Genomic DNA, 20,229 nt, shown 5'->3' on the forward strand with positions numbered 1-20,229 from the left:
TTACCTGGGTGAATGAGTGGGCGAGTAAATCGCCGACACCCGTGAAGGCTGAACGCTTTCGAGAAACTTCAAACGCCGGTATGCGAACGACACCCGTCTGCATTTTCGGCGACCAGGCGGGGTGCGGCTAGCTTCATCGCGCGCACGACCAGCATGAAGACGTAGATGCTCGCGAATCCGCACTCCGCTCTCACGGTTTGCCGTCGTTCATCGCGTTCGGGCGGAGATGACTGGGAAGCGATGGCATGGCAGATTTTGGCAGAGGCTTGCTGTAGAGGAATCCCTGGGCAACCTCACAGCCATGAGCCTCGAGAAACGCAGCTTGCTCTGTCGTCTCGACGCCCTCAGCGACGACACGCTGTCCAAGACAGCGCGCGATCGAAAGTATCGCCTTTACAAGCTCGGCATGCCGGCGATCAGTCGTGACCTGCTGCACAAACGTACGATCGATCTTGAGCGTGTCAATCGGGAATCGGGTCAGATAGCTGAGAGCCGAATAGCCAGTGCCGAAGTCATCAATCGCAATCGATATCCCCATGCTTGAGAATGCCAGAAGCGAAGTCATGACCGAGTCGTCTTCCTCCAGCAGCAGGCTTTCGGTAATTTCAAACTCCAGCCACTCGGGTCTGCAGCCGGTTTCGTCAAGGATCTCCGTTATCGTTATCGCGAGATCGCGAGCCTGGAATTGCCTGGCCGAGAGATTGATCGACACCTTGCGGGACTTGTCACTGGCGCTATTCCATTCAGCGGCGGCACGGCATGCCTCGCGAAGTACCCAACGCCCGATATCGACAATGAGGCCGGTTTCCTCCGCAAGCGGTACGAACTGCGCAGGGCGAATGAACCCGACTCCGGGTCGATTCCATCTCAGCAATGCTTCCGATCCGATTACCTCTGCATTGCGAAGCAAAACCTGTGGCTGATAGTAGAGCTCAAGCTCGGCCTGATCGATCGCACGACGCAGTTCCGATTCGATTGAGAGACGCGCAGTCGCTTCGATCGTCAGGTCCTTCGTGTAAAAACGGTACCCGCGCCGCCCGGAGCGTTTCGCGAGATACATGGCAGAGTCTGCATATCTGAGCAAATCTTTCGCGTCCGTGCTGTCATCAGGATAGAGCGCAATTCCAACACTGCATGAAACGAACACTTCCCTTGCGCCGAGCAGGAATGGCTCGTCGAGGCGATCGATGATCGTCGCGGAGATCTGCTCGAGGATGTCACGCGCTGATATCCCGGGAATCAGAACAGCGAATTCATCGCCGCCAAAGCGGGCGACGGTATCGCCGGGACGGACGCAGGCGAGCAAACGACGCGCCGCCTCGCATAACAGTTCGTCTCCGACCGCGTGACCCATCGTATCGTTGACGCCCTTGAAACGGTCCAGATCGATCATCATGACGGCTGTCACCTGATCAGGCGAACTGACTGAGATTGCCTGGCGCAAATGCTCGTTAAACAGGACGCGGTTCGGCAGTGCTGTAAGCGCGTCGAAATACGCCAGGCGGTGGATTTTTACTCTTGACGCCTGCAGCTCCGAGATATCCCGTCCCACGGCGAGGACCGTTTCCACTGTGCCATTCGCACCGAGCTCTGGTGTCAGCCTGATCAGGTGACACAGTCGCCTGCCATCGTTCGCCTGCCATGTCAGCTCAAACTCCCTGTCTCTCGCCGTCGCGAATACGTCCGCGATGTGCTTCTCGTAGAGAACGGTGTCCGGACCACCAGGGAACTCACTCGGCGCCTTGCCGAGCAAGGCGTCTGCACCGCCGACAGAGAGCGACGCAAAAGTCGGATTGACGTAGATGCGCCGGCAGTCCTTTCCGTAGCGAGCCACTGTATCAGGCGAGTTTTCGACGAGCGTTCTAAACTCGTGTTCCCGGCGGGAGAGCCTTTCCTCGAAACGACGCCGTTCGGTGATGTCCCGTGCCACACCAAGCACACCCGCAACCGTCCCTTCTGCATCGAACACCGGCAGCAGCCGGGTCTCGAGCAAAGTGCGTTCGCGGTTCGCCGGGGCGACAACCCACTCGTCGTCGATGCACACCTGCATGGCATCGAGCGCCGCGATGTCCCGATGTCGAAAGAAGTCAGCCAGTTCGGCGTCGAAGATGTCGTAATCGGTTTTACCGAGAATTCCGGCTTTCGACCTGCCGGCAAACTGCTCAAAGCTATGATTGCACAGCAGGAAAACGCCAGCCGTGCTCTTTAGCCATACCATGTCGGGGATCGTATGAAGCACGGTCATCAACTGTGCGCGCGCGTCAGACAATTCGAGCGCCTTGACTTCGAGGCTCTTGTTGAGCTGGAGGATCTGGTCGAATTGCGTGCGCTGCTCGAACTCCGCGCGCTTGCGTTCGGTGATGTCCAGGATCGCACCAATCAGGCCGGCCTGGCGCCCTTGATCGTCATGAAACACCGCCTTGCTGAACTCCACGTCACGCACGTCTTTCTGCGCGTTCTGAACCTTGAATTCATAGCGCTGAATCCCACCCTTCTCGAACAGCGCTTCGTCCATCGAAAAGTAGGTTTGCGCCAGCTCGTGCGGACTCGTCTCGAAGACGGTCTTGCCGACAAAGCGCTCCCTCGGTACACCAAGGAATTCCTGGAAAGCGCGATTGAGGTGCAGGTAACGGCCCTGCCTGTCCTTCGAAAAGACGGGAATGGGGATGGTATCGAGCAGCGATTCAAGGAACGACTCACGCTCACGGAGCTTTGCTTCCGCGCGTTTTCCCGCGGTCATATTGAAATAGATCGCGAGCACCCCGGCTGCGCCATCCTGAACCGGATCGCTCGTGAATTGCACAAGGTAGTGCTCACGCTGCGCCTCGGGCAGGCCATCGAATGTGAGCTCGAGTTCGCGAGCCACGCCCGTGGTTGCCACCTCGCGGATGGCATCCAGGTACTGCCGCTGCACCGTCGCTGCAAGTACTGTGGTTTCGACATCTGGCGCACTGGGGCCTCCGGACGCGGCCTTCATCATCGCGTGGGCCGCGTGATTCATGTAGCGCCATTGGCCGTGCGCGTCGTAGCGAATGACGGGCATGGGCAGGTCCGCGACCGGTATGCTGTACCCGCTTTCTGCTTCTCTTTCAGGGTTATTCATATTGTCAAAAGACTGTTATCCGTATAACGCCACCGGCACCCCCGTTCCCGAGCCCGGCGACGTCAACAACGCGCGAGACTGCCTGCCATCTATTCGGTGACGGCAGACTACCGGATTCCTTAAGAGCGCTGACCTCGTCCGAAATCATTTGGGTATCGCTCAACATCTTCCTGTCAACTCTTCCCGGTCAAAGCGCATGCAGCCCTGTATGATTCACCATGTCGATGCAATTCGGCGCCCTCTTTTTCGCACTTCGCGCAAACGCAACCGTTTGCCTCTGCAAGACACGAATGACACTACGACGCACATTCTCATACCAGAAGCTTTCGCCACGCTTTCCATACGTGCCGTCTATGTAATCTGATTCAAGAACGTCCTGGGAAATGCCGTAAGCGCGGCACGTAGCACCCACTTCGCATAAGCAACAACTAGTCAGACTAATGCGTGCAATGGAATCAATTTGCGGGGATAGAACCTGAATCGCAGTCAAACATGATCACGTACGGCGGCGTCGGGCGAGATCATTTATTCGGAAGGCTTTGCAGGCGAACGATTGATCTTCGTGATCCCCGGGGGCAAGGTCGAAATCTCCACCCGCCGCGATGACAAGAAAGTCGTGATGGCTACGCTGGCCGTTGGCTCATCCTACGCGGCCGCGCTCGAAACGCTGCACCAGCGCGGCGAGATCACGATCATGCCTGCGGCGCGGTGTGGAGATCGGCATCGACGCGAAGACCCCTGTTCAACGCGGGCGGTACCACGCTGCTACCCGAATCGCCTGGCGTGCTGGCTCGTATCGCCGAGGTGCTGCGCGCGGCCCCGACGGCAATATCTTCGTGGGGGGGCATACCGACAGCACGCCGATCTCGAACGCGAAATTCGCATCGAACTGGGAGTCCGCGACAGGTATGAGTTCATGCGGCATGAGCAAGCCCAGATCGGGGTGGTTCAGTCGAAGCAGCGCCTCCGCGCCGGCGGGCGCCGCGCTTGCTCCAAGAGTGTAGTTCCAGGTACTGGCTCCAGGCGCGTCATGCAACGCGCGCTGGATCTACATCGCGCGCATCGCCGCCTCGTTCGTCGCGACCTCGGAGAACCGGTACATGCTACGGCCATGGCGACACCAACGTGTTTGAGCAGCGTGTCGACGGTTTCGCCATCACGTGGGAACAGCCCAGTGCCAATGCTTGGCGCCCGCCGCAATGTCGGCAATGGCATCGATAACCTGTCGGTACCGAATTGTCTGTCCTCTCCGATACCTTCCCTTAGACCTGCTACGCCTCGATAGACGCCAACGAGGCGAGATAACCAGATCGCTTTCCGGAAGTGACCTTGCCCCCGCCGGCGAGGAGGCCAGCCAGATGAATTCTCATAACAGGTCGAACGTCACAATCGAATATAATCAGTACTGCGAATACCTCAGCCAGATCCCTGAAACATGCCGGTCGCGAATATATTGTCGAGGCATTCGCAATGCAACCGACGAATACATGCCTGATTGAGGCGAAGCGACCCGGCCCTTTCAACGGATACCGATTTGCTGTGGTCATGGCTACCGTAATCAGGATTCCGGCGCAGCCTCGTCAGGACGAGCGGATTGCTTGCGCTCTTCCAGAGCGATGCGGGTTCGTTCGAGCTCTTCCGCGATCAGCGTCTCGTCTGGCAACACTGTCCGGTACTCGGCTGCCAGGATCTTGTTCGGCAGGTTGTCGAGCGCATAGTGCGCTTCGGCCGCCCCTTTCTCGGCACACAGTATCAGTCCGACTGGCGGGTTTTCACCCGGCTTCATCCAGTGCTCCCGTGCGTAGTTGAGGTACAGGTGCATCTGCCCGGCGTCCGCATAGCTGAAGCGGCCGACCTTCAGGTCGATGATCACAAGACACTTCAGTCCGCGGTGGAAAAACACCAGATCGACGCGAAACCACGTGTCGTCGATCCGCAGGCGACGCTGACGGCCAAGGAAGGCGAAGTCATCGCCGAGTTCCAGGAGGAAGTCCGCAAGGTGCTGGATCAGCGCCGCTTCAAGATCCGACTCCGAGTACTCGTCCCGGATATCCAGGAACTCGAGCACGAACGGGTCACGGATCGCCTCTTCGGGTGTCACAACGTCGCCCGGCTGCGCATCGCCGGCCTTGCTGAGGAGGGCCGCCTTGTTGCGCGAGAGCGCCAGTCGTTCATGGAGCTGGCTGCCGATCTGACGGTCCAGCTGACGTACCGACCAGCCCTGCCGCAACGCCTCCGTCTCATAAAAGGTGCGGGCGGCTGCCGTCTTCACGGAAAGCAGCCGCACATAGGCAGACCATGGAAGCGTGAAACGGCTGGCCAGCGACAGGTAGTCGGGCGTCGTTGCACCCGCGGTGACGGCGTCGTCTGCCGGGGGCAATTTTCCAGACGGTGTCTGGACATTCCCGGGAGCCTCCGATTTTCCAGACAGCGTCTGGAAAATCTCTTTCTCAGGCCAGGCGAGATAGAACGCGCGCATGCTCGCCAGGTTGGCCCGCCCGAACCCGCGGCCAAAGCGGCGCGTCAGGTCGTCCGCGAGGTGTGCGATGAGCGCCTGCCCATAGCCGGCACGTGCCCTGCCACCCTGCTCGCTGCCGACGATGCGCCGCCCGATCTCCCAGTAGGCAGCGGTCATGACCGCATTGACGTTGCGTGCGGCAGCCTGTCGCGCGGACTCGACCACCCTGACCACGCCATCATGAAGTCCGGCGTAGTCGCCAGGCACGATCACAGGCTTCGTCATGACGCGGTCACCGTCTCCCTGAGCGCCTTGCCAGCAGTGAATTCACCATCTTCACCGCGGGGATGTAGATTTCCGCGCCGGTAGACGAACTGCGGCTGGCGCGGGCCGCGTGGCGCACTACAGAAAATGAGCCGGAACCGACCGGTTGCACGGAAGCCTCCATCGGCAAGTGCCTGCATAATGATCCCGGGCTCGGCGTTCACCCGGTCGGACATGGCGGTCTTGCTCCCGCTGGTACCAGCCACTACCGTATCATTCCGTTCCTGCCTGCTCACGGCCACTCCTGTCCAGGATGTGAAACCTGGCACCCTACCGCACGTGCCGCATGCTGGCAAATCCAGGGCGCACAGGCACTCGGGTGCGCCCTTCCTTTCGCCAGCCCGATTCCAGCCATTCTGCCCGGTCGACGCCACGAGCGCGTATCCCACGTGCATCAGCCACGGTCTGTACCCACTCCCTCGTTGCCGGTCACTCCTGCCGCCGTGAGGCGCACGTTGCAGGCACAGCGCGACGACCGTTAGTTGCACAAATACATTGAATACTCAGGACGGGCGGAAGATCGGGGAGCAGCAGCCGTCACCTCGCGAGAAGAGCCGCAACGGCCAGCGCAGAGCGTGAAAACCCGGGCGCGCGTCGCCAAAGGTAAAATCTGATAGTGGCACTTGATGCCGGCAAGTGTGATCCCAATATGGCGTGTCAAATCCAGATCAACCAGCTGCCGGACATGCCCAACAAGAAGAACTCCCGCTCAATGCGTCGGCCGACGGCCGGATCGCACGCAAAGTCGCTCTTTCTCCCCATGCCCCGCAACGAAGCCGCGGATCTCGCACTGCGTGCACGGATTGCACTTGAGCGCCTGCGCAATGGTGAAGCGGACCGACCATTGATCAATCTCGTCTCGCAGGTCGTCATCATCGCGGGCTTCATCACCCGGGCGGGGCACGGGAAGCTCGATATCGGAGAGATTGAATGTGTCGAGCGTGGTCTCGGAGAGGTGCTCGCCGGGGCAGATAGCGGCGGAGTATGGAATGTGCCTGATTCGTTGATCGAAGGCCTCACCACCGTGATCAATGAGTACGATCGCCAGCTCTGCGTGACGCGGATGGAGATCGTTGTCCGGGCGAGTGACCATCTTGGAAAACTTGTTAATCTCGCGGCGCAAGATACCCGCACCGACGACAGCCGCCTTCAGGTCGCGCGGTAACTCATCATGTTTCCCGTCTCGGTATCACTCATCAGTCAACGCGACGTGCGGTAAAGCTTGCAGGCAGTGGAAAACATGCGGGTGCGAGAAAACTGCGAGCAAATGGCATACGGTTTGTTCTCACCAGCCCAATGGTAACCAGCCCCCATAGATGGCAACCAAACCACAGTGCGTACGCCGCGAATGAACGGGGATCGTGATTGGCACGCCCTGTTATTGCCCGCGAAAGCGCGCAAGCGCTCACAACAGGCCATTCAGCAACGTTCGGACAACGCGCTGCTGGCAACCACGTCCCCCGAACGAACACAACAATGGAAATTCGCGTCGCATATGAACATAGCCTGGCCTCTGCGCCGGAAGAATTCATCGTTCAGGTGCCGTCGCAACTCGTGACCGGTATTCCCGCAAATGTGCCGCGCGCGCTGTTGCCGGAGTTCATCGCGAACCTGATCGTCGAGCACTCGCCGACCATTGGAAAGATTCGCAATCTCAGGATTCTCTAGCGGATTGCTTATCCTGAGGTGACACCTGCCTGACGACCGGCGTTGTCGTGCGGCGCAAGAAAACGCAGAAAAGTCTCTGCTGCCTGATCGCGCGCCGGAAGCAGTGAAGGTTTCTGGCGTCGGGCGCCCTTGCGTCGGCGACGCACACACCGTACATGGGCGGTCAGTTCGAAGCTCTCATCCACAAGGCTGAGCGTCAACCTGAACTGCGTCAGCCCATCAGCTTCGATACCAGGCTGCACCCGCAGCGATGCACGCATATCGAGCCGACGGGCACGGTCCAGGAGTTGTGCGCGGCTCATGCCCGGCCATGCGAGCAAGATCAGCCGGTCGACCGACGGAGGAACCGACTCCGGAGGACAGTCCGCTGGCAACGCGAGAGACACAAGCTCGAAACGGTAGGACATGGGGCTTAAGACCGGCGGATCTGCGTGGGCGCTTCCTCATGGACAAACGTAGCGCCGCTCTCACGTAAGGTGACGCGCGAAGGGACCTGCGTGATCAGTCGTAGCGAGCCGCGAATGGAATATGGCCAGCAAGTCGCTCGCCAGCCACAACTGGATCGCCCGCTACCCGTTACGCTGCTCCGACTTCGGGCGTGGTAGCAGCAGAGTCAACTGTGGCCGTTACCTTTCTGGCTGCGACCCTGCGCGGTGCCGAAATTTTTTTCGCAGATGCTGCGGCCTTGCGTCCACGCCCCCCCCTTCGCCGGAGCGGCCGCCCCCCGGCCAGCCTTTTTCGTGGCTACTGCCGTCTTCGCCACCTTTTGGGGCCACGACACGCTTCGCGGCAGCCTTCTTCGCAAGCGCCGCCTTTGCGCCAGCGTCCTTCGTCGTTGCACCGGCTTCAATCAGGAATTTCGAGCGATCCTTGACGTCGCGAATCCAGAGCGGCGCGAGTCCCCGGCCCGACCACGTCGCGCCCGTTTTCGGATCCGCGTATTTCGGCGCAACGTGATGCACGGCTGCACGCGGGGCTTTTGCTGCCGCCTTAGCCTGCGTCGCCGCAGGCTTGCGACCGCGCCGTTTGGCGATAAAGCCCTCGATGTCAGCGACAGTCAGTCCGTGCTTATGCATCAGGTCACGGATTTTCGTCAGGCCCACCGACGACTGCTTTTCGGCATGCGCCACTGCCTGCTTCTGGAGTTTTGCAATTTTCGAGTGGATTGCGTCCAAGAAGCGGATGCAGTTCGGCCGGCGTAGTGAACAGAGCAGCAGCGAGCAGATGAGCCTGCTCAATGAGGCGATTGACGCCGATCTGGCCGCGCTCGAGATTGAACTGGAGCAGTTGCGACCGACACCTCGAACCGATGGCCAGCGCCAAAAGCCGAGGCGGGCAACCTTGCCGCCCGGTCTGCCGCGTACAGACGTCCATCACGAGCCCGCAGATACCCGGTACATCTGTCCATTAAAAATTTAGATGGACACGATCCTCGCCTTCGAGCCTTATGCAATCAAGATGCCTTCACCGGGTGCTTACGGTAATTCCGTTAGCCATGTACGTCGACATGACACGCCGCCGCGCTCGGCTAACAGGTGTACGCATATACCCGGCCGATTCGGTTTATCACTTCGCGTTCGTCATCACCAGCGGTCAGGACCACTCCAGTTGGCAACATCGTCTAAATTGAAGTCTGTACCGATAGCGACTTGCCTGGTCGATAGAGAGGTTCGTCATGAAGCTAACGTTATGGGTGGGGACATCGCAAAGGACGTGATGCAGGTACGTCGGGTAGACCCCGAAACCGGCGAAGTCGCCGTGAGAACCCGGGCCCGGCAGGCCGTGCTCGCATTGCATCGCGTGCGCCAGCAACTCGTGAAGTTTTGTACGATGCAGATCAACAGCCCACGTGGACTGCTGACCGAGTACGGTGAGGCGATGAGTGTCGGCCGGGTAGCGCTGGAGAAGGTGGTTGTCGGCATTCTGGAGAGATTGGCCAGGCGACGGCCTGCCTTGCCTCGACGAGCAACGCGCAGCTTGGCTACAGCGTTGCGAGTCCGAGTACCGTCCTCGGCCGAAACGCTGGTGCGAAAACTGGAAGAACATACGACATTTCGCGATAGCTTCTCAACGTTTTGCTCGCTTCCGTCGACAATATCGCGCGCTTCGTTCTCCTCGGGAAGTCAAACCGCTAGCGCCGCGGTCGCCAGTACGCGCCGCGTTTCTCGGGAGCCTACCCAGTTTCTGCTCACTCTAATCGTCGACCGTAGCGATGAGAATCAGACGACTCTTGGGCAGTCCGTCCTGCCGCCATATACCTCCCTCCTCGCGAACCATCCTGTTCCTCTGGGCTTTTGCCAATGATATTTGATACATATTACGTAATTTTCAATACATAATATCTATGTAGCCGTTCTGCGTAGCGCACATTCGGGTTGAAGAACATTTCCCGTAGTTCATGGCATCACAAAACCGTGAAACATTATTCAGAATATCGGCCAATGCGGCACCGGATAAGGGTTTGCGAATGTTTTGCTTCTTTTTGCTTATGTTTCACGGAGCAGACAGCCGCGCCAGCGCACAATAGCATCCCGTTGCCTTCCCGGCGGCGCATTACCGCTATTGCGAGTCCTGGGTCTCTGACAGCACACTGCGCCAGTGTCCACAAATTACCGTTGACGGCTTTGCATGCTGAGCGACATCATACGGTTAGTTGCATAATTAAATTGCTGCGCACCGGATCTGCGAGCTTCTGTTTGGAACCTGCAGCGTTCGAGCTTTGTGCGCGACATGCGAATCTCACAACTCCGCCTCCGCGGCATACCGAACTGAGATTTCTCGCGCTAGCTCATAGCCTTGAAGTTGCGCCAGCTCGGTTGATCGGATTGGTTACCGCGAGAGTCGTGCTCTAGCGGTTGGCTAGATAGTCGCGGTTGGGTTCGATCCGTCAAGGAAGCTGCCTCGCTCTAGTGACGCAGGTGGCCCGCAGACCTTCTTTACGTAATGTCGACGATGATCCTTGCTTTCGTGAGCCGTACCGCATCTCCAGATTACCCGTCGATTCGATGGCCTTCAATATTCAGGGCGTCGCGGCAGACGGCGCCATGCGGGCAATCACCCAAACGAAACCGGCCAGTTCGCGTACCACAGCTACGCATACCTTGTTGGCCTGGACACCGCGGTTGCGCAGCCGCTGGAATCTCGCGCACGGGCGAACCTGTGCCTCCAAGGCATGCTCCCGGATCGGCTGCGCCAACGCTCGCTTGCGGGTGCGCAGTTCATTGCTCACGCTCGGAGCGAACCGGTAATTTCAAGCGGATTCGATAAGCAGTCGCCTCGTGTGCATTGCCGGTCTTGGTAATCGCGCCTCGTCGCACGCTGGCGCCACTGGAATGCTCCGAGGGAACCAGTCCCCGAGGTAACCCATGAACTGGCGGGCGGTGGCCAGACGACCTATGTTACCGACCTCCGCTACCAGTCCGATCGCCACCCGTGTCGATGCCGCGCAGGGCCCGTAGCGCGGCTACCACCGATGCGACCTGTTCACCAGTGCGCTATGTCCCAAGGCGCCACTGAGCCGCTCCACGCGAGCCTGGGTGTCTTCGACGGCATGCTGGTATTCGGCAAACGCCAGCTGATCGGCGCTTTGCCCGAACCGTCGATCGGCGATCCAGCGCAGATGCATGCGACTCCAGGCGGTCTTGCACGGATAGATGCGTCCGTGACGCAGCAGGAATGCCTTTAGTTGTTGACGGGCCTCGAGTTGCATGTTCGCCGCGTCTTCGCGCACGTCACAGGTTGCGCAGTGCTTCATGCGCAGCATCGGGAATCCGGATCGCCGCGAGTTCACCGGTCCGCGAGAATCCTGCCAGGCGCAGGCAGTCGCGGCGGTCATTCTTGATCCGGTCCCCGCCGCGGTGCGGCGTCAGCAGGGGAGCGGTAACCTGACATGGGAGCCATGACCGGAGAGTTCGCGATACAGCCCATAGCCGGTTGGCCCAGCCTCGTAGAGCACGCTGACCTGTGCAGCTTCGCCGTATTTGCGCAGAATTTTCAGCAGTGTTGGCACGTCATACCGGATGGTGCCGGTAGACCGCGCATCTTCCCGACCAGACTCGCACACTGCAATCGAGGTGCTGTCCTTATGCACGTCCAGTCCGACCAAAAACTTGATAACCTTGTCTATGGCCCGTCTCCTGAAATTCCGCGCTTGGCCAACCCAGGCGTATGTGGCTCGGCACACTTCGGTGCGCAACCCAACGATACACAAGACGGGCCCTCATGGTGTCCAATCAGCAGCGACCATTATGTCTAGTGCAATCTAACTTGGGCCTATATTGCCGGTGCGTGCGTCGGCCTTGACAAGCAGAATCCATCGTATGGCCCACGCCAACATACGTCTATGTTGGTGCCAAAGGACCGAAAAAGCGGAAGAGCCGACGTGTCTACGACTGCCCTTGGCTCGAGTCCAAACGATGGACCGGGCTATGAGATGTGCCAACTCGCGGCACAAGCGTCATGGCGTTTCGAAACTCACGTTGTGCCAAAAGAACCTGCGATCGACGTTTAAAATCCATACTATGGACTCTTGAGACTTGCGACGCTCTCGCCCCCGTCCCTCGGCTGCGGTTTGCGTAGCAACTATGGTCATACTGCGCGTTACCAAGCTCTCCACGACTTCCCAATCCATACTATGGACTTTCCCATCCACGGGCTTGTCTTTAGGCGCGGGCCCCTCATAGAGAAAGACTCCGTCCGGCACATGCCCTCATATCCATACTATGGATTGCGCGGCATACATAACAAAAAAGCCCGCACCAGGCGGGCTTAAATAAGGTTACTCACTTCATTTCGGGTGCTGATTGAACGACTGACTGATAAGCGCCCGGATCTGTGCCTCAAGAGTCTCGGTAATCATTCCCGGTTTGAACTTGACTGCAAACCCGTTCACATCCTTCGTGATCGAACCCGCGTGCTCCTTGCCGGCGAAGAACTTGTCGATACTTCTCTCGTTTGCGGTCGTGGAGGTTGCTCCCCGTGTCGCGAGCAGCTTGATTGCGGCCGCGATCTTTCCTTGCTCAAGATCCCCTGAGACAACGTCCGGCCACAACTCTCCTGCCGCCGCCAAGCCAGCTTCACCAAATTTCCGGATCGCCGACACGATCGCCTCGGCAGCGTTGGCACCCAACAGACGTGGCTGAATCTCCAGATCCTTGAGAATAAACGCTGGCAGCTTGTCGAAACTCAGGAACTGAAAGAGACCGCTTCGCGAGAGGCCAAGCGCTTCCGCCAGTCGTTTCCGGTCGGGAAACTCCTTTTCTGTGCGCCGGATCGACAGGCTGATTTCATAGTCCGATAGATCGTCGCGGCTGACGTTTTCAACCATCGCCAAAACCGCCATATCCGAATCCGAGCAATCCGCGACGACCGCCTTGATCGTATCGAGTCCCAGAACCTTGTGTGCGCGCCAACGCCGCTCGCCCGCAACGATTTGATAGCCCGACTCGACGCGGCGAACCACGATCGGCTGCACCTGCCCGACCTCGCGGATCGACTCGGCCAACTCGCTCAGCTTTGCTTCGTTGAATATGCGCCGAGGCTGCCAGGGATTGGGCGCAATCTCCGCGACGGGCAATGCCGACGTGACGCCTGCTGCCTCCAGTTCCTGGACGCGAAGTTGCGCAACAGCAAGCGCACCGGCGAGCCCCGGTGCGGTCTGCGTGCGCTCCGAGCGCTTCACCTCGTCTTCCTTGATCGCCGACGTCTTTCGAATACCCGCCGTCTTCGCCAGCAGTTGTTCACGCATGTTGCTCATTGCGCAGTCCTCCATTTTTCTTCATAAATTTCGTCCAACCAGCGGCAATAGTCGATGAGGGGCTGCCGTACACGTTGGAGTGCCTTGGCTGCGCTATGTGAGCTGCTAATATCGAATACCGTGGAAAAGGCCAGCGCTCCGGTGCTCATGACCGAACTCGCAGGCACCTCGATCGCATGGAGCCAGTTCTCGTAGGCACTCTCCGCCCATGCCCGTACGATCGGCGCCGATGAAGTCCGTCCATAATCGACCCTCGACAAGAGTAGGGAGATGAAGTCGTACTTCTTCCCTTGCTCATACTTGATGAAGCTCTTCGATACGTCCGAAAACAACCGCCAGAATGACAGAGAGCTGATGAAATCGAGGTTTTCGGGCACCATCGGCATTACCAGCGCGTCAGCTGCCAGCAATGCGTTCAGGTTCATATAGGAGAGCGACGGCGACGTATCCATGAGAATGTAGTCGTACTGTTTGCGCAGCGGCTCGAGGCCCTCCCGCAGTACGGTCCAGAACTTAAATCCCGGCTTGACCTTCTGCATCGCGGGCAAATGGAATTCTGCCCCGATGAGTTCCGTGTGCGCGGGTATGACGTCGAGGCCATCCCAATAGGTCGACTGAACACGTGCGCCCAATCCGCCTTCGATTTGCTGGTCGTAAATATAGGGAAGTACGGTGTCTTCCGGCGTTACGTCCTTCTCGGCATATAAGCCGCAGAGTTCAGACAACGAGGCTTGCGGATCAAGGTCCACGACAAGAACCTTGCGCCCGCGCAGTGAAAGCCCCTGAGCAAGGCACATAGTGGTAGTCGTCTTTGCCGAACCGCCCTTGAGTTGGGCAGTGATAATGACTTTCCCGTCCGGCTCCCTGGTCCCGGTGACGAGCGGAGTCTGGTAGATATCCGAGACTTTCTGTACCCAGATGCGGGCCTCTTCGAGCGTGAAAGTCCGGGTGCGCCCCGAGCCCGCTGCCGTCCCCGGTGGCAATTCGCCATCCCCCTTCGTGGCCAGATATTGAACCTGGGAATGGGTGATGTTGCACATCGCGGCAATTTCACCTGTCTTGAACACTGGGGCCGCCTTTCGAGGCCTGGGAGCAAGTATGGTTTCGCGCAATTCATCTGTAAAAATCGACACCTTTTCAGCGAACGCGCTAATCTGTTCCAGGGGTACAGTCCGATCGACTGCTGGAAGTTGGCTTGTTTTCACCATTCTGAGGTTTTCGAGGAAATTTCGATAAAGCTCATAATACAGAAGCAACGTGGATTTTTCAGCCTAAATCGCTGTAAACACAGAAATTCATTCGATTTTTGGGCCCGAATTGCCGAAAATCGTATCGCCACATGCTCAAGGCCTCTTCGAACTGACACAATGAGGCTCACCTTCGCACTCGCCTAGCCCCCAGCAAGGCTCCGATAAATAGCGCAAGCGGCCTGCTCAAGGAACCGCGGCACAAATAACCTCACCATCATCCACGGCATATCACACGCCTTCCGCGCAATTGAAGTCGTCGACTGTTGCCGGCACGCACAATAAACCTCACCTTGGATTGCATGTACTCATGTGTTGCAGAGAACGACAAATCCGTAGAAGTAGCTCGTCACATCATCTTCCCAAGAGTCCCGTGCGCTGCAAAGCAGCAATAGGACCGAAAGTCGATGCTCTGTTTGTAAGTTGTTTTGTAAACCTAAAAACTGAACAAACAAACTAACAGTATCTCCATCCCTTCATAATAATCAGCCACTTAAGCTAGGAAAGGTGAGGCTGATTGTGCTGAAGGTGAGGTCAGTTGTGCATTAGGGGGAGGTTTTGCACCCGCAAAGGTGAGATCGAAGTATCACGATGGTGAGGTCCGTTGTGTGACACTTCCGCTTGTCCACAATGGTGAGATTCATTGTGCGAGATAGCGCGAGCCTTACAGGAACCCTTGTTGCACGGAACACCGCGAGAATCTGGACTCGTCGGTGGTGAGGTTGGTTGTGTGCGCGGTGAGGTTGCTTGTGCGCAGTTCGACGCCAAAGCGGGGTCCCTCCTGTATCGCCTCACGATGGTGAGGTTTGTTGTGTTGACAGCTCACCTACGGGTGATAAAGTCGCATGACTTCAATTCGTGCAGACCACGCAATGGCATCGGACAATCCGCAAGAGGGCAGAACGAGAACGACGCCAAGGCAGATGGCCCTGGCGTTGTTCGAGGACATGTTCGACCTCGGTTTGCCCGTGAACGAGTCAAGCCGCGAGATCGGCTATCAACGCAACAACTTCTTCACGGAAATCGTGAATATGGGGTTGCCGGCGCGACGCTTCCTGGACGCGGCGTACTTCATCGTCGCCCAGGAAGTGCAGCCGCAGGATCAGTACGATGTCGAGCTTAACTATTTCAAATGGCTGATGCGCTATGACAGTCGCAATCTCAAGCATCTGCGGACGATTGCGGACGAAGCGCAGAACGCAAAGATCCGCGTAACGAACACGCCTTCCGACCGCGATCCCCGTGAAGACGATCTATGGGTCCAGGTGCAGCTCATTGGCCTCGTGGCCTTCCATCGCGGCCGCATTCGGTTCGACGTTCACCCGACTCTGGTGCCGCATATTCGCGATCCGCGCACGTCGCACTGGCTGAGCCTGCGCATCTCGACCGCTTTCACACGTAGTCTCGCGCGAGCCATCTACGACAAGGTTCTGCCCAGCGTAGGAGGAGGGCGCACCGAGTGGATCCCGCTGGAAGTGATGCGATCATGGCCAGGAAAAATGGGCGCGAACGCGGCCATTTTCAAATACTTCAAGCGAGACTGGCTCGAACCCGCAGTCAAGGAAATCAACGAGGTTTCGGACATCGAACTCTCGTACGAAACGAGGACCGAGTCCACGTCGTCGAAGAAGATCGATCGCATCCGCTTCGTACTCAGGCGCAAGGAAACGGCGGACGCAGTGATGGCAAGCCTCGCCGATGCGAGCCATGTCTACAAGGTGTTGAAGGACGAGTTCAATCTTTCGTCCAGACAGTTCAGCGAGATCTCTGAGAATCGCGATACGTGGACGGACGAACGTATCCAGCAGGCGATCGAGTACACGCGCTTCCGGCTGCATCGCGGCCAGGTCAAGAGGAGCCCGTCCGGTTATCTGATGAAAGCGCTACGCGATAACTGGAAGATGTCGGAGGCCGAGCGGACGATGGTTGACGTACAGGCGAAGCTGCTGGGCAACGAAGCCACGCGGAGCGCGGAAGCGGCGGCCGTTCCTGCTCCTGTCGCGCGAAGCATTGCGTCGAGAGAGGAGGAGTCGCGGGCACGCATGAACAAGGAAGCGACGCTCGGCCGCGAGCACTACCTGGCGGCCGATGAGCGGAGCAAGCGCGATTTCATCCGTGGCTGGGTGACGTCCCGCGAGGGCAAGCTGATGCTTCGCCGCATGAAACTCGAGCCGACGGACGTCACCGAAGACGATATTCTCGCGAACGCAGAACTCGGTTGGTACCTCGGGCAGTTTGTTTTTGGACGAATGAGTGCTACGCGAGCGGGCAAGTAGAGGGCATCAAAATCTCGAAGCGTTTTTTTCATGCCTTCCATAGACGCTCAAATTAGCTGAGTGGCTACTCGCGGGTTCTGTGCCGTGCTGATGGTGTCAATGGAACTCGCTGTCATCGCTCAACAGCCACCCTGGAATATCACGCTTGCCGTTGAGGACGCGCCAGACCTCGACGTAATCCTTGCGCTCAATGTAGAAGATCAGATGCGGGTAGCGATCGAGAGACCCTGAGCGCAGGCCCGGTATGTCCAGCTCGTACGCGTAGCGGAGAGAGCCGATGTTGGGGTGCTTGGCGAGATGCGTGTATGCCTGCTCGATCTCCGCGATAAACCCGAGCGCTGCCTGTTCCGAGTCTTCGTCCACGAGGTAGTGGGCCAGTTCCTCTTCGACGTCCTGCCTGGCCAGCCGGGTCGGGATGACGGGCTTGACCGTCATTTGCGCGACGTACGTACGCGGGCGCGCAGCGATTCGAAGTCGCCGATCTGGAAATCGCAATTAACGGTCTGTAGCTGGCCCCGGCACGCACTATCATTGGCGACAGAGGTGATGTGCAGCCCCCGCGGCTCACTACGCGAGCAACGAAAGGCCCTGAATTCGGGCACGAGGAATGCAGGTCGGTTTGCGACGATCTACGGGATTGAATAGACGCTTGCCATCGCAAGGTAGTCGGCATCAGCCGGATCCGCGAGGCCCGAAGTCGCTCCCTGCAGGATCATTGTGCGCAGGCGCTTGCGATCCTGATCCTTACGGATAAGGATCTGCCGATCACCGGAATCGCCGAATTCGCGGTGAACCAGGTTGTCAACTACCGCATGCGGATAAGCAACAGCTGCGCTGGACGGACGAAGGGGCGCACTGCATGGCGCAGGTCGGGGTTGCGGTTTTGAATGGCGAATTCTCGCCTTGTCGCACAAGATTGCAGTGCCGGCGAGGTGGCGCCGGCAGGCGGACAGGGGTGGGCGAGCAACTATGCATGCCATAGATAAAGGAATCCTGAGTAAATCGATCTCCTCAACCTGCGCGCGCATTTATCGTGCGTGGGCGAGAAGCTCAGTCGCGCGATGAAGATTTGCACTGGCACGCGCTGCTGTTTATGGTCACTATTCTTCTCAGGCATCGCTTCTTGCCGTTGTCCTTTCACACGTCGCCAGGATGCCGGTTTGCCTCGCAAAGCCCTTGAAAGGGCTGGTGTTGAGTGGCCGGATTTGCGTTGGATATACTGTAACCTATGAGTTACAATCTGGCGCATGACGAAGCTGATTACCACACCCGAATCTGACGCCTCGCTCTCACGCGTGTGAGCCAGGCGGCGACAGCGATCGCCGGTCGGCTTGGCCGGGCACGGTCAGGCAACCTTGGGCACTGGCGTGCGGAGGTGACGGCGTCTCGGAGATGAAGATTTGATATCGGCAAGGGCTATCGCGTCTATTTCACACAGCATGGGGACGTGCTGGTGATCATCTTGTGCGGCGGCGATAAATCCACGCAGGCCGCAGACATCAAGCGCGCCAAGGCCATCGCGAAAGAGTTGGAGATTTGACATGAAAGTTAGTGAGTTAATGGAGTTCGACGCGTCGAAGTACCTGAAAGACGAAACTGACTACCGTCTGTACCTCGCGCAAGCGTTCGAAGGCGGAGATCCGGTCGAGATTCAGGCGGCACTGGGCGACGTTGCCAAGGCACGTGGCATGACGGCACTTGCGCGCGAGTCGGGCATCGCGCGTGAGGCGTTGTACCGCGCGCTCTCCAACAAGGGGCATGCCGAGTTCGCGACGATCATGAAGGTAATCGGGGCAATGGGCCTGCACCTCACGCTGGCAAAGCCCGAAGCAGCGCCGAAAGCGACCGCCAGGGCCAAGTCTGCGACGAAGGTAGTAGCGGAGAAGAAAGGCCGCCCGGCCGCGAAGCGAGCGGGCAGCACGACCTCCAGGCGCCGCACCCGATCCAGCAGCGCCGCGCACGCCTGACGCCCAATCCGTCGACCCAGCCCGCGATCTGACACAGTTCGCCGCGCCACCGGGGCGTCAGCTACGTCCGGCGGACGCGAAGACGCTCCAGTCAGCGCGCGCGGTTGCCGCAGGGGGTACCGCACCCTGACAGAAGGCCTGCCGACAGGGCGGCAAAAACGCTCATCGCCTGCCGACCCGGCGTCTGGTTTGCGCGGCACCCCGTCTGGAAAATCGCAACACCTTGGTGCTTGCCGAAAATGCCTACCGTAAGTGCAGCATTGCGCTGAACATCGGCGGCAATGACAGCACCGGCGAACCGCATCGTGTCTACCGCCTGTCCCACGGAAACCCCATGAAATTCGATCATTCCGATCCCGAACTTAACGCTCCACTGACTGACGAAGAGCTTGATTTCCTTGAGCGATTCCTTTCGGGCAACGCCGTTTGCGACGATGCGATGGGTGGCGTCATGTTGCACGGCTTTCTGACCGCCGTCATTTCCGGACCGAACATGCTCATGCCGGGCACGATCCTTCCGTGGATCTGGGATGCGAGGCATGCAACCCGTCAACCCCGGTTCCTGTCAGCCGGTCGGGCACGCAAGGTCACCGGACGGGGGCTGCACGAGTACCGACAGGCGGAAATTCAAATGCATGTCGTCCTCCCCGAGCACGATCTCGTTCGGATACCGTCCGAACACCCGGAAAATGTTCACCTTGTCGCCGCCTGCGACCCAGAGATCCGCAGCGCGCTTCAGACCAAACGGCCGTACGAACCAATCACGTAATTTCAGCAGCGTCGCAATCCATTCGGGCTGATGGTCGAAGATGTGCCGGGCGATACACTCCGCGTCCTGGGACGCGGCATTAGGCAGATCGATCGAAAATGCGTCGGCAAAATCGGCTCGGCCATGGGAGGACGTCAGTTGTGAGGCCGACGGCAAGCTGGCCTGTTCGATCTTCGCGTCTGCGTGCATACTCCGATCACCGAAATTACATTGGGCCCGCTTCATGAGATCGGATTAGCGAAATCCCACCCTCGGCCGCCGGCCAGGTGCCCAATATATACCCGGGCGTTCCTTTTCACTCGCGATACACGAAGGCAGGCTCCGCCTCAATGCTCTTCGTTGATTGAACTCATCTTCCTCTCCATTAATTTGGGGTGTTCAGCGTCAAGACAATGACTAGCCAATAAGCCTGTTTCAACTGTCTCGAAGAGGTACGCCTGCGGAGGAAGCGATACTTCCCAAAACTAGTAAGCCGCACGAATGCGGCTATTTGGGGAGGCGAATGAGGCGAGTTGCTACGTGTTCGGATAATTCGGACCGCCGCCGCCTTCCGGCGTGACCCACACGATGTTCTGCGTCGGGTCCTTGATATCGCAGGTCTTGCAGTGCACGCAGTTCTGCGCGTTGATCTGCAGACGGTCGCTGCCGTCCTCGTTCTTCAT

General features: G+C 58.6%; 15 protein-coding genes and 5 pseudogenes. 8 read left to right on the plus strand and 12 right to left on the minus strand.

What is annotated here, in order from left to right:
- Positions 1-190 precede the first annotated feature (190 nt).
- The 3 genes from BHE01S_RS35015 to BHE01S_RS39960 form a co-directional block, all read right to left on the minus strand.
- Positions 191-3,043, minus strand: coding sequence for a sensor domain-containing protein (locus tag BHE01S_RS35015; RefSeq protein WP_167337737.1), 2,853 nt, complete (start codon positions 3,041-3,043; stop codon positions 191-193).
- 1,618 nt (positions 3,044-4,661) lie between these two features.
- Positions 4,662-5,846, minus strand: coding sequence for a PDDEXK nuclease domain-containing protein (locus BHE01S_RS35020; protein ID WP_042272922.1), 1,185 nt, complete (start codon positions 5,844-5,846; stop codon positions 4,662-4,664).
- 7 nt (positions 5,847-5,853) lie between these two features.
- Positions 5,854-6,009 carry an HU family DNA-binding protein gene (locus BHE01S_RS39960; protein WP_407669593.1) on the minus strand — a complete coding sequence of 52 codons (156 nt, stop codon included), beginning with the start codon at positions 6,007-6,009 and terminating at the stop codon, positions 5,854-5,856.
- A gap of 492 nt (positions 6,010-6,501) precedes the next feature.
- Between BHE01S_RS39960 and BHE01S_RS35030 the strand changes: the two genes are divergently transcribed.
- Positions 6,502-7,050 carry a hypothetical protein gene (locus tag BHE01S_RS35030; protein WP_245639955.1) on the plus strand — a complete coding sequence of 183 codons (549 nt, stop codon included), beginning with the start codon at positions 6,502-6,504 and terminating at the stop codon, positions 7,048-7,050.
- A 311-nt stretch (positions 7,051-7,361) separates the two neighbouring features.
- Positions 7,362-7,553, plus strand: a complete 192-nt coding sequence (locus BHE01S_RS35035; RefSeq protein ID WP_042272926.1) for a hypothetical protein — start codon at positions 7,362-7,364, stop codon at positions 7,551-7,553.
- 8 nt (positions 7,554-7,561) lie between these two features.
- On the opposite strand, the gene BHE01S_RS37480 is transcribed toward BHE01S_RS35035, so the two are convergent.
- Entirely contained in the window at positions 7,562-7,960 is a 399-nt protein-coding gene (locus tag BHE01S_RS37480) for a hypothetical protein (RefSeq protein ID WP_174479556.1), read from the minus strand.
- Between the two features lie 219 nt (positions 7,961-8,179).
- A complete protein-coding gene (locus BHE01S_RS36225; protein WP_052406247.1) occupies positions 8,180-8,728 on the minus strand; it encodes an H-NS histone family protein in 549 nt (182 codons plus the stop codon).
- A gap of 1 nt (position 8,729) precedes the next feature.
- Here BHE01S_RS36225 and BHE01S_RS35045 point away from each other — a divergent pair.
- Positions 8,730-8,957, plus strand: a pseudogene (locus BHE01S_RS35045) (IS66 family transposase); the annotation flags it as partial.
- Between the two features lie 342 nt (positions 8,958-9,299).
- Positions 9,300-9,507, plus strand: a pseudogene (locus BHE01S_RS39435) (IS110 family transposase); the annotation flags it as partial.
- A 1,065-nt stretch (positions 9,508-10,572) separates the two neighbouring features.
- Here the strand turns inward: BHE01S_RS39435 and BHE01S_RS36340 are convergent.
- From BHE01S_RS36340 to BHE01S_RS35060, 3 genes and pseudogenes are all read right to left on the minus strand, one after another.
- Positions 10,573-11,679 (minus strand): annotated as a pseudogene (locus BHE01S_RS36340) (IS110 family RNA-guided transposase).
- 660 nt (positions 11,680-12,339) lie between these two features.
- Positions 12,340-13,308 carry a ParB/RepB/Spo0J family partition protein gene (locus BHE01S_RS35055; protein ID WP_042272928.1) on the minus strand — a complete coding sequence of 323 codons (969 nt, stop codon included), beginning with the start codon at positions 13,306-13,308 and terminating at the stop codon, positions 12,340-12,342.
- Entirely contained in the window at positions 13,305-14,516 is a 1,212-nt protein-coding gene (locus BHE01S_RS35060; protein ID WP_042272930.1) for a ParA family protein, read from the minus strand. Before BHE01S_RS35060 ends, BHE01S_RS35055 begins: the two co-directional genes overlap by 4 nt.
- A gap of 911 nt (positions 14,517-15,427) precedes the next feature.
- Here BHE01S_RS35060 and BHE01S_RS35065 point away from each other — a divergent pair.
- Positions 15,428-16,831 carry a replication initiation protein gene (locus BHE01S_RS35065; RefSeq protein ID WP_042272932.1) on the plus strand — a complete coding sequence of 468 codons (1,404 nt, stop codon included), beginning with the start codon at positions 15,428-15,430 and terminating at the stop codon, positions 16,829-16,831.
- A gap of 96 nt (positions 16,832-16,927) precedes the next feature.
- Here BHE01S_RS35065 and BHE01S_RS35070 read toward each other — a convergent pair whose 3' ends face one another.
- Positions 16,928-17,266, minus strand: a complete 339-nt coding sequence (locus tag BHE01S_RS35070) for a type II toxin-antitoxin system RelE/ParE family toxin (protein ID WP_042272934.1) — start codon at positions 17,264-17,266, stop codon at positions 16,928-16,930.
- A gap of 1,012 nt (positions 17,267-18,278) precedes the next feature.
- On the opposite strand from BHE01S_RS35070, the gene BHE01S_RS39440 reads away from it, so the two are divergent.
- Entirely contained in the window at positions 18,279-18,371 is a 93-nt protein-coding gene (locus tag BHE01S_RS39440) for a type II toxin-antitoxin system RelE/ParE family toxin (RefSeq protein WP_245639956.1), read from the plus strand.
- A gap of 1 nt (position 18,372) precedes the next feature.
- Positions 18,373-18,711 (plus strand): annotated as a pseudogene (locus tag BHE01S_RS35080) (addiction module antidote protein); the annotation flags it as partial.
- A 178-nt stretch (positions 18,712-18,889) separates the two neighbouring features.
- Here the strand turns inward: BHE01S_RS35080 and BHE01S_RS39445 are convergent.
- Complete coding sequence (locus tag BHE01S_RS39445) at positions 18,890-19,258, minus strand: hypothetical protein (protein WP_042272940.1); 369 nt, start codon at positions 19,256-19,258, stop codon at positions 18,890-18,892.
- On the opposite strand from BHE01S_RS39445, the pseudogene BHE01S_RS39450 reads away from it, so the two are divergent.
- Positions 19,238-19,327: pseudogene (locus BHE01S_RS39450) on the plus strand (UPF0149 family protein); the annotation flags it as partial. The gene BHE01S_RS39445 and the pseudogene BHE01S_RS39450 overlap by 21 nt on opposite strands.
- 36 nt (positions 19,328-19,363) lie before the next feature.
- On the opposite strand, the gene BHE01S_RS35090 reads toward BHE01S_RS39450, so the two are convergent.
- Both BHE01S_RS35090 and BHE01S_RS37500 read right to left on the minus strand, forming a co-directional pair.
- Complete coding sequence (locus BHE01S_RS35090; protein ID WP_084069582.1) at positions 19,364-19,756, minus strand: DUF2867 domain-containing protein; 393 nt, start codon at positions 19,754-19,756, stop codon at positions 19,364-19,366.
- Positions 19,757-20,082: 326 nt separating this feature from the next.
- Positions 20,083-20,229 (minus strand): 4Fe-4S dicluster domain-containing protein (locus tag BHE01S_RS37500; RefSeq protein WP_157025845.1); only part of this gene is annotated, 147 nt, incomplete at its 5' end.

Origin of the sequence: Paraburkholderia heleia NBRC 101817 (assembly GCF_000739775.1) — a bacterium.
GTDB classification, from domain to species: Bacteria; Pseudomonadota; Gammaproteobacteria; order Burkholderiales; family Burkholderiaceae; genus Paraburkholderia; species Paraburkholderia heleia.